Genomic DNA, 14,802 nt, shown 5'->3' on the forward strand with positions numbered 1-14,802 from the left:
TGATCAAAAGTGTTCTCTCTCTATTATAACAATATTTTTTATTACCTGGTACTAATAAATATATTTTTCCTCCGCCGATCTCTATCTTTTATGACGGATTTTGGGTACTATAGAGAAATGGTGTTTGATGAGGTGAAAATGAATTTAAGCCGTTTGCATGGAACGTGCAACTTTAAACCTTTCTTATGCGTGTATAACATAGAGGGGAGAAAAGGCAGTGACGATCGATGAAATTTACCAAATGTATATGAATGATGTTTACCGGTTCCTGCTCTCCATGACAAAAGACAAGCATCTCGCTGAAGATTTGCTGCAGGAAACCTTTATGAGGGCATACATACACATTCACTCCTACGACCACAGCAAAGTAAAGCCATGGCTTTTTCAAGTGGCGAGAAATGCGTTTATAGATTATGTCAGAAAACATAAAAAGGAAGTGACCATTTCCGATGACTTAATTGGGAGCCTTTTTCAGACGGCTGTTCAAAGCCCGGCTCATCAGATTGAAATCAAGGAAGTGCTGACAGGGTATATGTCCGAACTTCCCGACAATTATCGGGAGGCCTTAACACTGTATTATTTAAAAGAACTGAATTACAAAGAAGCATCCCATATTATGAATATTTCAGAGGCTAATTTTAAAAGTGTTTTATTTCGTGCCAGACAGCGGCTGAAAGCACTTTATAATAGAGGTGTTAATGATGAATGAAGAATTTAAAAAGCGTTTTTACCAATACAAAAATGGAGAAATGAGCGACCGGGAAATGGCCGCCTTTGAAGAAGAGCTGGAAAAGCTGGAAGTCTATCAGGAGTTGATTGAAAGCGAAATGCAGGACGACCGGGAATGGGACGTCGGCATCAGCCCGGAAAAACAGAAGGCCATTTTGTCATACGGAAAACGCAAATCGTATTTGCGGATTTCAGTTCTCGCCGTCATCTCCACTTTGATGATTTTGCCGCTTTGCACTTTGGGAAGCTACCTCTATTACGGTCTGGGAGGAAAGGAAAGCACCGGCAATCAATTAATGGAAACCGCGGCCGTGACGGTCGCGACCACCATGCCGAACGTCCTCGTCGATACCTCCGGACTGAAAAGCCAGGTGAAGCTGTTTGGAATGAATACAGAGTTTCCGCTGCAAAAGCAGATCGGCACAAAAACGAAATCCGTCGGCGGAGAACGGATTGAAATGTTTTTAGATAAGGTCAAATCGCCTGCCGTTAACTACTATGATCTAGACGCGGCACAGTCAAAACATTATTTCGCCCATCCTTCCGGCTTAAAGGAACGCACGATTGACAAAGCCGGACAGACATTAAAAAAATTGCCTGAAGGAAGCGTGGCGGAGGTCTATCTTTCTTATGACCGGGCCTACCCTTCTTCCCAAGTATATTCAACTTTTAAAAAATACGATGTGAAGTTTTTATGGAACGCGGTCGAAACGGAGAAAAATCTGAAAGACAGTCCTTATGCCGAGCCGTTAGGATTTCCCGGGAAAGATTCCAAGATGGTGTCCTCTTTCGAAACGCAAGGACAGACAGACCGTGAACAATTTATCAATGCCCTTGAATTTATGTCCCGCCATAAAAAATGGGCTCATGCAATATCGAAACGCAAAGACATGAATCTTGGCAGCCGAATCGACTATGTTGAACATCACGGAATGAACGTATACGGCTCTGTCGTGACGGGGCCGACAAAAGAAATCGAACGTCTGCTGAAAAACAAAACAGTAAAAGCAGCAAACATCGGTGAGGTGGAATTATGGAATTGGTAAGAATTTTTAAAGAGCATAATGTTTTCGGCTGGATATCAGTCGGTACCGCGATTTTGTCGCTGCTGCTTTTGAACGTGGCAATCATCAGCAATGTGACTTTCTATTCTTATCAGATGCTGCCGTTTGCGATGGCCGCCGTGCCGTTCGGCATCATTGAGCTGTTTATTAAAAAAGGACGGACGGGCCCGGGACTGCTCGGTGTCATCCTCAACCTTTTCGTCATTGTCTGTGTATATACGATCGTTGCCGTTGATACGAATCTGCAATTCGGTTTTTAAACATAAAAACAGGCCCTTTTACGGGGGCCTGTTTTTTTAAAATGGAAGAACGCCGATTAAATGCAGCAATACGACGATGATAGCCAGCGGCACGAGATATTTCAGAAGGAAATACCACACCTGAAAGAAACGATAGCCGATGGCGGAACCGCTTTTCATCTCGGCGAACAGCTCCCGCTTCGGTATTTTCAGCGGGATGAAGATTGATATTAATAAAGCGCCGAGCGGAATCAGCACATTGCTCACTGTGAAATCCGCTAGATCAAAAAACGTTTTTCCGAACAAATGAACATCACCGAGCACACCGTATGATAAACACGACGGAATTCCGACTAAGAAAATGAGCAGACCGCTTGTCCACGACAGCTTCTTCCTTTTCGTTTCATCACCTTTCCCGACAGTCGCTACGATAATTTCCACCATCGAAAAGGCCGAAGTCAGCGCGGCAAAGAAAAAGACCGCCAGAAAGCTGATAAAAAACAGCGAGCCGAACGGCAGCCGGTCAAACACAGCCGGCAGTACGGTAAACAGCAGTGTAGGCCCTTCATCCGGTTTAAATCCGAACGAAAAAACCGCCGGAAAAATGGCCAGTCCCGCAAACAGCGTGACGAGCACATTCATCACAACAATGGAACCCGCCGATCCCGGAAGGTTTTGGGTTTTCGGCAGATACGAACTGTATGTCACCATGACCGAAACGCCGAGCGTTAATGTAAAGAACGCCTGTCCTAAAGCATATAGGATGGATTCCGGCGTCAAATCTTCAAAGTGCGGAACCAATAAAAATCTAATCCCCTCAACGGCATGATCGAGCGTGACTGATCGCAGCACAAGCAATAGAAACAGCACGAATAAAACCGGCATCAGCACCGCACTGACACGTTCAATCCCTTTCTGCACGCCTTTTGCGACGACCGCCACGGTCAAGATCATAAATACAAGCTGCGCGGCGAGAGTCTGGATCGGATTTTCAATGACCGTCCCGAACACCGTTCCGTACTGCTCCTGAGTGAGCCCGGATAAAGAACCCGTAACAGCTTTTAACACATAAAGCAAAATCCACCCGCCGACAACACTGTAAAAAGACAAAACTAAAAAACAGGCCGCCACACCCACATAACCCGTGAGGTGCCATACCGACTTCGGCGCGGCTTGTTTGTAGGCATCAATCGCATTTGTCTGGCTCCGTCTTCCGAAAATAAATTCACCGAGCAAAAGCGGATAGCCTAAAAGCACGGTAAAGAGGACGAATACAAGAAAAAAAGCGCCTCCTCCGTTCGTACCCGCTACGTAAGGGAACTTCCAAATGGCTCCCAGGCCGATCGCCGAACCGGCAGCGGCCATAATAAATCCTATTTTTGAGGCCCATTGAACCCTTTTTTGGTCAGACACGACTTTCCACTTCCCTTCCGCCCTATATTATCCCTTATTCACTGCGATAACTTAAGCCCATTTCAATATGTTTCATTATTCCGAAAAATAAAAAGGAGCGGCGGGTGCCGCTCCTTACAAATCCCCGTTTAATTTCGAATGCTTTCTCGAATATAAGAAATAAATCACCAGACCGATGATCAGCCAGATAAAGAAACGGAATATGGTGGTGGCGCCAAGGTTAATAATTAAAAATACGCAGAACAGAATGGATAATATCGGAATAAAGGGAACCCCCGGACATTTAAAAGCTCTTGGCAGATCAGGCTGTTTCTTTCTCAATACGATAACCGCTACTGAAATCAGGACAAATGCGGCAAGCGTGCCGATGTTCACCAGCTTCGCCAGCTCATCAAGCGGGACGAGTGAGCCGAGTAATGCCGACAGGATGCCGAACACCCATGTCACCACGTGCGGCGTTTTATGCTTCGGATGGACTTTTGAAAGCGCCCCCGGCACCAAACCGTCACGAGACATGGCAAACATCACCCTCGTCTGGCCGTACAGCATGACGAGCATCACCGTTGTCATTCCCAACACTGCACCGATATCAATAATCCCGGCCACCCAATTCTGTCCGGCCATCTGCAGGACGAGAGACACGGGATGGTCAACGCCTTCAAAGCGGGCAAACGGAACGACGCCCGTCATAATCGCCGATACGGTCACATACAGCACAGTGCAGACGATTAATGAAAAGATAATTCCTTTCGGCAGATCCTTCGCCGGATTTTTCGTTTCTTCAGCGGCAGAAGAGACGGCGTCAAAACCGATAAAAGAGAAGAAAACGAGCGCCGCGGCACTGAAAACACCGCCGAACCCCATCGGTATAAACGGCTGCCAGTTGTGAGGTTTGACATATACGGCCGCAACGGCGATAAACAATAGAACAACCAGAACCTTCAAAATGACCATAATATTATTGACCCGCTTCGATTCCTTAATGCCTAAGTAGAGGAGGAATGTAATCGCAAGCACGATAACAAATGCGGGGAGATTAAAGAATGTGACCGTGCCTTTAATAGATCCCGGCGCGGCCGTTAATGCGGTCGGAAGATGAATGCCGAAGCCCGCCAAGAATGATTGAAAATAGCCGGACCAGCCGACCGAAACCGCGCTGACGGCGAGCATATATTCTAAGATTAAATCCCATCCGATGATAAATGCGAGAAGTTCACCCAGTGTCGCATAAGTAAACGTGTAGACGGAACCGGAAACCGGGACGCTTGAAGCAAATTCGGCATATGATAAAGCCGCAAATAAACACGCAAGAGCGGCGATGACAAATGAAACGGTCAGCCCCGGTCCCGCCGTGACAGCGCCTGTTCCGGTTAATACAAAAATTCCCGTTCCGATGATGGCCCCTATCCCCAGAAGGGTCAAATCAAAGGCCCCTAACTCTCTTTTCAGCGACTTTTCCCCGCCCGTTGCGGCAAGCAGGTCCTGAATGCTTTTCTTTCTGAATATGCTCCCCTTCATCTGCTTCACTCCTTGTAAATCAATATATGTTAGAATATTCAGATAACAATAGCAATAATGACTAAATTCTTATTTTTCGCATGAAATGTTTCAGCACATCATTCCTTTCTCCTACATCATATTATAGCGAAAAATATAAAAATGAAAATAACTTTTTGAAAATTCTATATATTATTTCAGTTTTCATAAAACAGAACTCAGCGGATTCTCTGCTGTGAAATATTAACATTGGTGATTCGGCTGGAGACTTCCATTTTTTAAAAATCGTATTCATATGTAATCAAATAAAAATCCCGCACTTTTTAAAAGCGCGGGATAAGACTTGCGTATTATGTTGAAATAAACCTGCCGCCATTTACGTGAATGGTCTGCCCAGTCATATAGGAAGATTCGTCTGAAGCCAGAAGCACGTAAGCTCCGGCGTGTTCCACAGGCTGTCCCGGTCTTCCCATCGGAGTGTCCAGACCGTGCTTTTCCACCTTTTCTTCAGTAAACGTTGCCGGAATCAGGGCGGTCCAGATCGGCCCGGGTGCCACCGCATTTACTCTGATCCCCTGATCGGCCAATGACATCGCCATTGAACGCGTAAAGGAAACGATGCCGCCTTTCGTGCACGAATAGTCGATCAATGATGTGTCTCCCTGATAAGCGGTAATCGACGTTGTATTAATGATGGCGCTCCCTCTTTTGAGATGAGGCAGCACAGCTTTAGTCATATGAAACATAGAAAACATGTTTGTACGGAATGTCTTCTCCAGCTGTTCAGCCGTAATATCAAGAATCCCGTTTTGCGGATGCTGCTCAGCCGCATTATTAACGAGAATTTCTATTTTTCCGTAGTGATCTAAGACTTGCCGGACCGCCTTCTGACAATGCGCCTCATCACCGACGTCTCCCGGAATTAACAGGCATTCGGCCTGGTATTCTTCCGCACGCTTTTTCGTTCTCTCGGCATCGGCATGTTCGTCTAGGTACAGGATGGCAAGATCCGCCCCTTCCTTCGCGTAAGCGATCGCAGCCGCTGCGCCGATGCCGCTGTCTCCGCCCGTAATAACGGCGACTTTTCCTTTTAATCTGCCCGACCCTTTTACATCCGGGTCCTCCAAGAGCGGCTTCGGCTCCATGTCTGACTCCATTCCGGGCTGGCGGTTTTGCACCTGCGGCTTTTGTCCTTCCGTCTGTCTGTCTATCGGATTCATATTCTCACACTCCTGCAATTGGTATTACTGAGACGATACCACGCAGTGCGGGGAGTTAAACGGACAAATATGCCGGTAATTAAAGCTGCTGAGCCGTTTCGGGAAAAGCGCCGGTGTATTTCGCAGACGGTCTGTAAATCATGTTGTCAGCGGACTGTTCAAGCACATGTGCGCACCAGCCTGCCATTCTGCTTGCTGAAAAGGTCGGCGTAAATAAATCATTGTCGACATCAATGGCCTGCATCACAGCCGCTGCGTAAAACTCCACATTCGTATACAGCTTCCGTCCGGGCTTATATTGCTCTAACAAGCGGATGGCTTCCTTCTCCACATAAAGCGCCAAGTCAAGCGACGGATCATTTCCCGCCACTTCTTCAGCCTTTATGCGCAGCGCTTCCGCCCGCGGGTCTTTTGTTTTGTACACCCTGTGCCCGAAGCCCATCAGGCGTTCTCCCCTCATAAGCTTCGCTGTCAAATACGCTTCTGCATTTTCTTTTTCCCCGATGTCTTCAAGCATTTTCGTGACGCCTGAAGGCGCGCCTCCGTGCAGCGGCCCTTTCATCGTACCCAGTGCGGCAGTGACGGCAGACACTAAGTCCGATTCAGTCGAAACCGTGACTCTCGCTGAAAAAGTCGATGCATTCATCCCGTGTTCCATCGCCAGAATCATATACGTCTCAAGCGCTTTCTTTTGGGCTGCGGACGGCTGCCTGCCTGTCAGCATATACAAATAGTTTTCAACGTGTCCGTATCGCGCCTCAGGTGACAGCGCTTCCTGCCCTTGTTTACGGCGATATCTGTACGCAATAATCGTCGGTGTGACGGCAATCAGTTTAATCGCTTCTTCCGGCTTGGGCGGATATGTAAATGAATCTGTGCCCAAACCCGAAACAGCCGTTCTCAGCACCGCCATGTCGTCCATTTCATCCGGAAGCGTTTCCAGTAAGCCGATCAAATGTTTCGGAAGCCCGCGCTCGGCTGCAAGTTCTTCCTGAAACGCAAGCAATTGCCGCTCATCAGGAAGCGCCCCGTTCAAAATGAGATACGCCGCTTCTTCAAAACTGAATTGCAATGCGATATCCTTCGCGTCATAGCCGCGATATATTAAATGCCCCTTTTCTCCGTCAATGTGGCTGATCGCCGTTTCTGCACAAGTAATCCCTTTCAATCCACGATAAATCAATTTCATTCCCCCTTATCCTCTTTCTGTTATTATAGTAAATATAATATTTAAAAAATAATGAATATTTTTAAGGGAATTAATTAAAACTTTTAATCAGAGGAGTGCATCTATGGATTTTAAATGGCTTCACACCTTCGTCACCGCGGCAAAATACGAGAATTTCAGAAAAACGGCGGAAACGCTTTTTTTATCTCAGCCGACCGTCACCGTTCATATAAAATTATTAGAGAAAGAAATCAGCTGCAAGCTGTTTCAGCGGAGCGGCCGGAAAATACAATTGACGGAAGAAGGAAAAGCATACGTGCCGTTTGCCATGAGACTTTTGGAAGACTATGAAAACAGCATGGCGGAGCTGCACAGGGTGCGCCAGGGCTACTCGCACACGCTGACACTCGCTGTTTCGCCGCTTATCGCCGACACCGTTCTCCCGTCTGTCATGAAGCGTTATACAGAGGACAATAAAGAAACCGAAATGACGGTCACCATTTTCGAATCGGAAGAAATCGCCTCTCAAATCAGAAACGGCTCAGCCGATATCGGACTGAGCTGTTTAAAGGTGCAATCATCTTCCCTCACTTGCCGCCCCCTGTACAATGACCCCGTTGTCCTCGTCGCGCCACCCGGCCGAAAACCCGGGACAGGGAAGGCGGATGAAGTGAAAGACCTGTTCGGACAATATCTGCTTTTGACCCATAACCATCCTGACTATTGGGATGATTTGCTCCGCCAGGTCAGAATACAGTTCCCTTTCGTCAGAACAATGAAGGTGACACAGACGCATATTACGAAACGATTTATTAAAGAGGGGCTGGGCGTCTCATTTCTGCCGCTGTCAGCGGTACGGTCCGAACTCGCCGCAGGCAGCATGATTGAAATTCCGTGCGAATTCGCCCAGATGCCGAGCGCGGGCGCGTACGCCATCGCCCTCTATGAAAATGAAAAAAAGAAAACCTTTTTAGATTTTTTATCACATTTTCATTTTTAGGTGAAACAAATGGAGCTCTGCCCCGTCTAAATAAAAAACCCGTTCGGATGAACGGGTTCTCTCACTGCTAGAATCTTTTCGCGCCCAGGTAGCGCGGCTTCCAGTAGCTGTTATTCAGATCACTTGTTGTGACGCCGTCAGAACCGGCATGGATGAACTTGTTGTTTCCGATGTACACACCCATGTGTGAAGGGCCGGCCTGATATGTTGTAAAGAAGACGAAGTCTCCTCTTGACGGGCTGGACACGCTCTTCATTGAGCTCCAGTATCCCGCAGTGCTTGTTCTGCCGACACTCGTCTGTTTGTTTAACAGGTACCAGATAAATCCGCTGCAGTCAAAGCCGGAAGTCGTTGTTCCGCCCCATACATACGGCGTGCCGATTAAAGATTGCGCATCAGAAATCAGCTTGTTTACATTCAGGCTCGTCTGTGCAATATTATGGCTGGATGAAGGCTTCTTTGATGACGAAGATCCTGAAGACGCTGAACCGGAAGTTGATCCTTTTACTTTAAGCACTTGCCCGATGCGGATCAGGTCCGTTTTTAAACCGTTTAAACTTTTTAATTGGTTTACCGTCATTTTATATTTATTCGCAATTTTCCAAAGGCTGTCGCCTTTTACGACTTTATATGTAGACGATGATGACTTGCTGCCCGAATTTGAACCTGAAGATGATTTACCGTTGATCGAAAGCGTCTGACCGATGTAAATGATATCCGATTTTAATTTGTTCTCAGATTTAATGGAATTAATTGACGTTCCATACCGATTTGAAAGTCCCCATAATGTATCGCCTTTTTTTACCTTAATCGTTTGCGCAGATGCCGCGCCCGCAAACAAAGTCGTCCCCAAAACCACTGCCGTTGTTGCTGTAACAAGTTGCTTTTTCATATTTTCCTCCCTGAATGATTCTATCTATTTTATGTGTCTCTTTTTTAATGTTTTTATCTGTTTCCTATTATAAGGTTCAATTTCCACTAGAAATAGACTTGACTTCCCGTGACAAATTTCTTACTAATTCGTTTTTGAAAAAAGTTTTTAAGGGTATTAAATATTTCAATTTGATTTCAAACGTGACGAAAAACGAGTCAATTTGTCATGTTTTTTTCCTGTGATCCTCGTATTTTGGAAAAACAAAGAAGTTTACTTTCCAAATAACTCCTTGTTAAAAAAATCCTCGTCTTTTTCAAAAAAGTGAATGGTTTTCACCCTTTCTTGAAAACATAAGTTACACCGGAATTTACATTTCTAACAATGTTTCACCTGAAATTTACAGGAGAAACAGGCGCTCTTTACAAACACCCCCTACCATTAGACATGCAGACACGATTAAAGGAGGACGAGTGAGAATGAGTCTATTTAAACAGGTTCGATCAAAACTTCTGCCGGCGGCAGCCGTATCCGTGCTGACAGCCGGTCTGATTGCGGGCGCGGGGTTTCAGCACTCTGAACAGGCTGCGGCAAAAAAACAGCCTGACAAAAACGAGATCAGAAACGTCATCTTCATGGTCGGCGACGGAATGGGCGCTCCCTATATGAACGCCTACCGTTCGGTCATTAACAAAGGAAAGCCTTCGGATGGTATGAAACTGACGGCATTCGACCCCAATCTCGCCGGTATGATGATGACTTATCCTGACGATCCTGATTCCAATATTACCGATTCCGCGGCGGCTGGCACGGCAATGGCTACGGGCGTGAAAACGTATAACGCGGCGATCGGAGTCGATAAAAAAGGAAAGCGGGTCAAATCCGTCCTCGAAGAAGCGAAACAAAGAGGGAAATCCACCGGACTTGTCGCAACTTCGGAGATTGCCCACGCCACCCCTGCGGCATTCGGAGCCCATAACAAATCCCGAAAGAATATGGATGACATCGCAAGCAGCTACTTTGATGACCGCATCAACGGAAAACAAAAAGTCGATGTGCTCCTCGGAGGCGGCAAATCAAACTTTATCCGTAAAGACCGCAATGTAACAAAGGATTTCAAAAAAGCGGGATACAGCTATGTGACATCAAAACAGGAGCTGAAAAAAGATCGTAACAAGAAGATTCTCGGCCTGTTTGCCGATGGCGGACTCGATAAAGCAATCGATCGGTCAAACGCCGTCCCTTCATTAGAAGACATGACAACGGCGGCGATCGACAGGCTGAACAAGAATAAAAAAGGGTTCTTCTTAATGGTCGAAGGCAGCCAAATAGACTGGGCGGGACATGACAATGATATAGTCGGCGCAATGAGTGAAATGAAGGATTTTGAAAAAGCATATAAAGCAGCGATCGCATTTGCCAAAAAGGACAAACATACGCTTGTCGTTGCCACGGCTGATCATACCACCGGCGGATTGACGATCGGCGCAAATGACGATAAAAACTGGCATGTTGAACCGATTCTTGCCGCCAAGAAAACCCCGGCATTTATGGCTGACCAAATCAAAGCGGGCAAATCCGTATCTTCCGTGCTTGCGCGTTATACAGACCTGAAATGGTCAAAAGCTGAAATTAAACAGATCGAAACGGCCGCAAAACAGGATGCTGACAAGAGCGTCTACAAATCGATCATTAAGCTTTTTAATGCGAAAACCAACAGCGGCTGGACAACCGGCGATCATACGGGCGAAGAAGTTCCCGTTTACGCATACGGTCCGGGAAGAGAGTCATTTACGGGGCTTTTAAACAACACGGACCAGGCCAAAAAGATTTTTCACATCCTGAAACACGGAAAATAAAAAAGGATGCGGGGGTTTCCCCGCATCCTTTCTTCTTTTACAGATATCTCCGGTGCACTCCTTTGCCGTCATACGAGAACATCACTTCTCTGTCTTCAAGAACAGATTCGATGTGCACGCTCCTGCCCCACAGCTGGTACAGATACGGCAGCACTTTCTCCAAGTATTTCAGATCAAGCTCAATTCCCTCATACCAATGTTTAATATAAAGCTCATTATTCTTCAGGTAATCCCCGTCATTGACGGTCAGATAAGGAAATCCCCCGTTGACCCGCATGTTCACGAGCTGGTCGCGCACGGCCTTCCATTCTTTGTCGATCACTTTATAGTCCCTGCCCTGCTTTTGGAATAAATACAAATCCTCACGCATGACGAGATCTTTCGTCAAATAATTGCGGATAAATGAGATATCCGATTCAATTTCCCTGACCTCAAACATTTTCTCGCGGCCGGAACCGGGCTTTACCCCTGTTTTTTTCATTTCATCTGTCGGGTTGTCATAACGCTCTTCGATGTCTTCAAAAATTTTCAGCCCTAAATAATACGGGTTGATTCCCGTTTTTGACGGCTGAACGACGCCTGCGTTCAGCTTCGCAAATTCGATGGCTTCATCTGAAGTCAGGTCAAGCTCGCGGATAATCCGCTGATGCCAATAGGATGCCCAGCCTTCGTTCATGATTTTCGTTTCCAGCTGAGGCCAGAAATACAGCATTTCTTCTCTCATCATGGTTAAAATGTCACGCTGCCACGGTTCAAGCTCCCGCGAATGTTCTTCGATAAACAGCAGAATATCTTTTTCCGGCCGGGGCGGAAACGGTTTTTTCCCTTTTTTCTTTTTCACCTGCTTCGGCTTATCCATTCCCCATAAATCATCGTAAGGCGATGGCGCGGTTTCTTCTTCGTCCTCCTCTTCGTCATCGACGCTCCACAGCAGCTTCGGCCTGACAAGCGACGGATCGATATGCTCCTGAATCGCCAGAATGGCATCTAAAAAGGACTCCACCTCTTTTATCCCATGAATTCTTTCATAATGCTTAATCCGCTCCGCCGCAGCCGCCATACTCTCAACCATGTCCCGGTTCGTATTTTGAAAGCGGCAGTTATTTTTGAAAAAATCACAATGGGCAAGAACATGAGCTACAATTAATTTATTTTGGATCAGCGAATTGCTGTCCAGCAAAAAAGCGTAGCAAGGGTTGGAATTAATGACAAGTTCATAAATTTTGCTCAAACCGAGATCATAATGGAGTTTCATCTTATGAAATTGTTTGCCGAAACTCCAGTGGCTGAATCTCGTCGGCATGCCGTACGCGCCGAATGTATAAATAATTTCAGCCGGGCAAATTTCATATCTCATCGGGTAGAAATCAAGGCCGAAACCCTTCGCAATGTCGGTTATTTCCTCAATTGCCCGCTGTAAACCTTTTGTCTCCTCCGCGTTCAAGCGAATCCCCCCTACTTGGACTTATTTATAATGTATGACCCCTCCTCTCAAAAGATGAAATAACAGGCCGGTTTCCGACTGAAAACTTTCGGCACATCCGCCCCGTTTGCTTTATATGTAAGTGGGTAAAACACACACCATACCCCAAAAAGAAAAGGAGCGATTCTACTTGAATACAGCAGACATGCTTACGACGTATCTCAACAAACTCCCGAATCTGATCATTGCACTGCTCGTCCTGCTTATCGGCTGGGGCATTGCCAAAATCATTGAAAAAGCCGTATACAAAGGCCTGCAAAAAACAAAAATCGACGACAGGCTCTTCGCCGAAAAAAAGCCGGCGCGCTATTCCTCAGAAAAAGTCATCAGTAAAGTCATTTATTTTATCGCATTAATCATCGTTTTTATTCTATTCTTTAACATTCTGCATCTGACAACCGTGGCTTCGCCTTTTGTCAGCATGCTGTCGGCGATAACGGCGGCTGTGCCGAGCGTCTTAAAAGCCGGCTTGATTCTGCTCGTGGGCTGGGCGGCCGCTTCGCTTTTCAGCTATCTCGTCAAAAAAGCGGGCATGAAACTCGCTGAAAACGCCCGGCTCAGAAAATGGACAATGGTGTCTGAAGAAGCGGAGATGAGCAGATCCGTTACGGCCGCTTCACGAATCGTTTTTTACTTCGTCTTGCTCTTGTTCCTGCCCGGCGTCTTGTCCGCTCTCCAAATCAGCGGAGTATCAGGGCCGTTTACAAATATGATCCAAAGCGTTTTGTCCTTTATACCGAAATTATTCGCCGCGGCGCTGATTGTTTTAATCGGCTGGCTTGTTGCCCGTCTCGTCCGTGATATCGTCACAAACTTTCTGGCGAGTATCGGCACGGAAAGGCTCGCCGCACGTATGGGGCTTTCAATTTATCTGAAGGATACGAGCCTGTCGGCAATCATCGGAACGATTGTCTACGTGCTGATTTTCATTCCGGTGATCATCTCTGCGCTTGACCGGCTTGATGTGGCGGGTATTTCTGAACCGGCGTCAGCCATGCTGCACACGGTCTTCACAATGCTACCTAATATCATCATCGGTATTGTGCTGATCATCGCCGGCATCTGGGTCGGAAAATGGGTCAACAGCATTGTATCCGGGCTCCTGCACCGGGCCGGTTTCGACTCTCTTCTCGGTAAAATGGGCTTTGAACAGGCGGGCACCCCGAAGCTGACGCTTTCTCAGACGGTCGGCATGATTGTTCAGATCATCATCGTCCTGCTCTTTACGGCAGAGGCGCTGCAGCTTGTTCATCTCGAATTTCTCGTCGTTATCGCAACCGGTATTATCGCTTACCTGCCTAATGTTCTGGCCGCTGTATTTATTCTCGGAATCGGACTTTTGGCCGGACAGCTCGTCAGCAGGCTGCTTGCCGGCATGCTGAGCGGAAAGGAATTCAGATTCCTGGCCCCGCTTGCCAAATATACCATTATCACTCTCTCAATCTTTATGGCGCTGGATCAGCTCGGTGTCGCCGACACGATCGTAAATGCCGCGTTTATTCTGATTCTGGGCGGTTTCGCGCTTGCCTTCGGACTTTCATTCGGGCTTGGCGGAAAAGAATTTGCCTCCCGTTATCTCGCAAAATTGGATCGCAAAATTGAAAAACATCAATCGGCTGACGATCGTAAGCCGCCGATGTCTTAACGAAAAAAACGTGTGCTCAGAAGGAGCGCACGTTTTTTTTTAAAAGTTAAGGGAGCAAATTCCTTTTTTTTCATTTTAGATTCATATATGATAGACTGTAACAGAAGCAAAATCTCTTTTTTCGAGGTCATTCTATGAAATTAACGAACTATACCGATTACTCTTTACGCGTTTTGATTTTTTTGGCTTCCAGACATTCCGACGAACTTTCCAACATAAAAGAAATCGCAGATACTTATTCCATCTCTAAAAACCACCTCATGAAAGTCATTTACCGTCTCGGCCAGCTCGGGTATGTCGAAACGATCCGGGGCCGGGGAGGCGGAATTCGATTAGGAATGACACCGGAAGACATAAACATTGGAGAAGTCGTTCGAAATACAGAAGACGACTTTAACATCGTAGAATGCTTTGACTCCAAAAAAAATCTCTGTATCATATCTCCCGCCTGCAACTTAAAGAACCTTCTGAATGAAGCCCTGCAAGCTTACCTGGCCGTTTTAGACAAATATACGTTAAGGGATCTGGTCAAAAACAAAGAGGAGATTATGAGACTGCTCAGAAGCTGAAGGAATGTCCGCATTCCTTCTTTTTTTTATGCCGGCATAAGAAAA

At 46.5% G+C, this 14,802-nt stretch carries 13 protein-coding genes; 7 read left to right on the plus strand and 6 right to left on the minus strand.

All coding sequences use genetic code 11. The features are described 5' to 3' along the window. The first annotated feature begins 217 nt into the window (after positions 1-217). From sigM to OWN49_RS04470, 3 genes are read left to right on the plus strand one after another with little or no spacing between them, the layout of a single operon-like run. Positions 218-709 (plus strand): RNA polymerase sigma factor SigM, encoded by a 492-nt coding sequence (gene sigM / locus OWN49_RS04460; protein ID WP_003155312.1) that lies wholly within the window; start codon positions 218-220, stop codon positions 707-709. Then, on the plus strand, positions 699-1,775 hold the full coding sequence (locus tag OWN49_RS04465) for an anti-sigma factor (RefSeq protein ID WP_109955173.1): 1,077 nt from the start codon (positions 699-701) through the stop codon (positions 1,773-1,775). Before sigM ends, OWN49_RS04465 begins: the two co-directional genes overlap by 11 nt. Beyond that, on the plus strand, positions 1,763-2,053 hold the full coding sequence (locus tag OWN49_RS04470; protein ID WP_003155315.1) for an anti-sigma-M factor: 291 nt from the start codon (positions 1,763-1,765) through the stop codon (positions 2,051-2,053). Before OWN49_RS04465 ends, OWN49_RS04470 begins: the two co-directional genes overlap by 13 nt. A 36-nt stretch (positions 2,054-2,089) precedes the next feature. On the opposite strand, the gene OWN49_RS04475 is transcribed toward OWN49_RS04470, so the two are convergent. From OWN49_RS04475 to OWN49_RS04490, 4 genes are all read right to left on the minus strand, one after another. Then, a complete protein-coding gene (locus OWN49_RS04475; protein WP_070081565.1) occupies positions 2,090-3,445 on the minus strand; it encodes a sodium-dependent transporter in 1,356 nt (451 codons plus the stop codon). Between the two features lie 114 nt (positions 3,446-3,559). After that, positions 3,560-4,963, minus strand: a complete 1,404-nt coding sequence (locus tag OWN49_RS04480) for an amino acid permease (protein ID WP_014304702.1) — start codon at positions 4,961-4,963, stop codon at positions 3,560-3,562. Between the two features lie 329 nt (positions 4,964-5,292). Continuing rightward, positions 5,293-6,162, minus strand: a complete 870-nt coding sequence (locus tag OWN49_RS04485; RefSeq protein WP_176283219.1) for an SDR family oxidoreductase — start codon at positions 6,160-6,162, stop codon at positions 5,293-5,295. 79 nt (positions 6,163-6,241) lie between these two features. After that, a complete protein-coding gene (locus OWN49_RS04490) occupies positions 6,242-7,345 on the minus strand; it encodes a citrate synthase/methylcitrate synthase (RefSeq protein ID WP_024085068.1) in 1,104 nt (367 codons plus the stop codon). Between the two features lie 109 nt (positions 7,346-7,454). Here OWN49_RS04490 and OWN49_RS04495 point away from each other — a divergent pair, with 109 nt between their 5' ends. Beyond that, complete coding sequence (locus tag OWN49_RS04495) at positions 7,455-8,330, plus strand: LysR family transcriptional regulator (RefSeq protein ID WP_015239479.1); 876 nt, start codon at positions 7,455-7,457, stop codon at positions 8,328-8,330. Between the two features lie 67 nt (positions 8,331-8,397). Here OWN49_RS04495 and OWN49_RS04500 read toward each other — a convergent pair whose 3' ends face one another. Further along, positions 8,398-9,222 (minus strand): C40 family peptidase, encoded by an 825-nt coding sequence (locus tag OWN49_RS04500; RefSeq protein ID WP_024085067.1) that lies wholly within the window; start codon positions 9,220-9,222, stop codon positions 8,398-8,400. 458 nt (positions 9,223-9,680) lie between these two features. Between OWN49_RS04500 and OWN49_RS04505 the strand changes: the two genes are divergently transcribed. Next, on the plus strand, positions 9,681-11,060 hold the full coding sequence (locus OWN49_RS04505; RefSeq protein WP_077721994.1) for an alkaline phosphatase: 1,380 nt from the start codon (positions 9,681-9,683) through the stop codon (positions 11,058-11,060). Positions 11,061-11,097: 37 nt separating this feature from the next. Here OWN49_RS04505 and OWN49_RS04510 read toward each other — a convergent pair whose 3' ends face one another. After that, positions 11,098-12,504, minus strand: coding sequence for a SpoVR family protein (locus tag OWN49_RS04510; protein WP_043866955.1), 1,407 nt, complete (start codon positions 12,502-12,504; stop codon positions 11,098-11,100). A gap of 169 nt (positions 12,505-12,673) precedes the next feature. Between OWN49_RS04510 and OWN49_RS04515 the strand changes: the two genes are divergently transcribed. Together OWN49_RS04515 and nsrR are read left to right on the plus strand one after the other, a co-directional pair. Continuing rightward, the gene (locus OWN49_RS04515) at positions 12,674-14,188 is read left to right on the plus strand and encodes a mechanosensitive ion channel (protein WP_176283218.1); all 1,515 of its coding nucleotides are present in this window, start codon (positions 12,674-12,676) and stop codon (positions 14,186-14,188) included. Between the two features lie 134 nt (positions 14,189-14,322). Beyond that, positions 14,323-14,757 (plus strand): nitric oxide-sensing transcriptional repressor NsrR, encoded by a 435-nt coding sequence (nsrR, locus tag OWN49_RS04520; protein WP_007610306.1) that lies wholly within the window; start codon positions 14,323-14,325, stop codon positions 14,755-14,757. Positions 14,758-14,802 lie beyond the last annotated feature (45 nt).

The organism is Bacillus sp. NEAU-242-2 (genome assembly GCF_027853835.1).
GTDB lineage: Bacteria > Bacillota > Bacilli > Bacillales > Bacillaceae > Bacillus > Bacillus velezensis.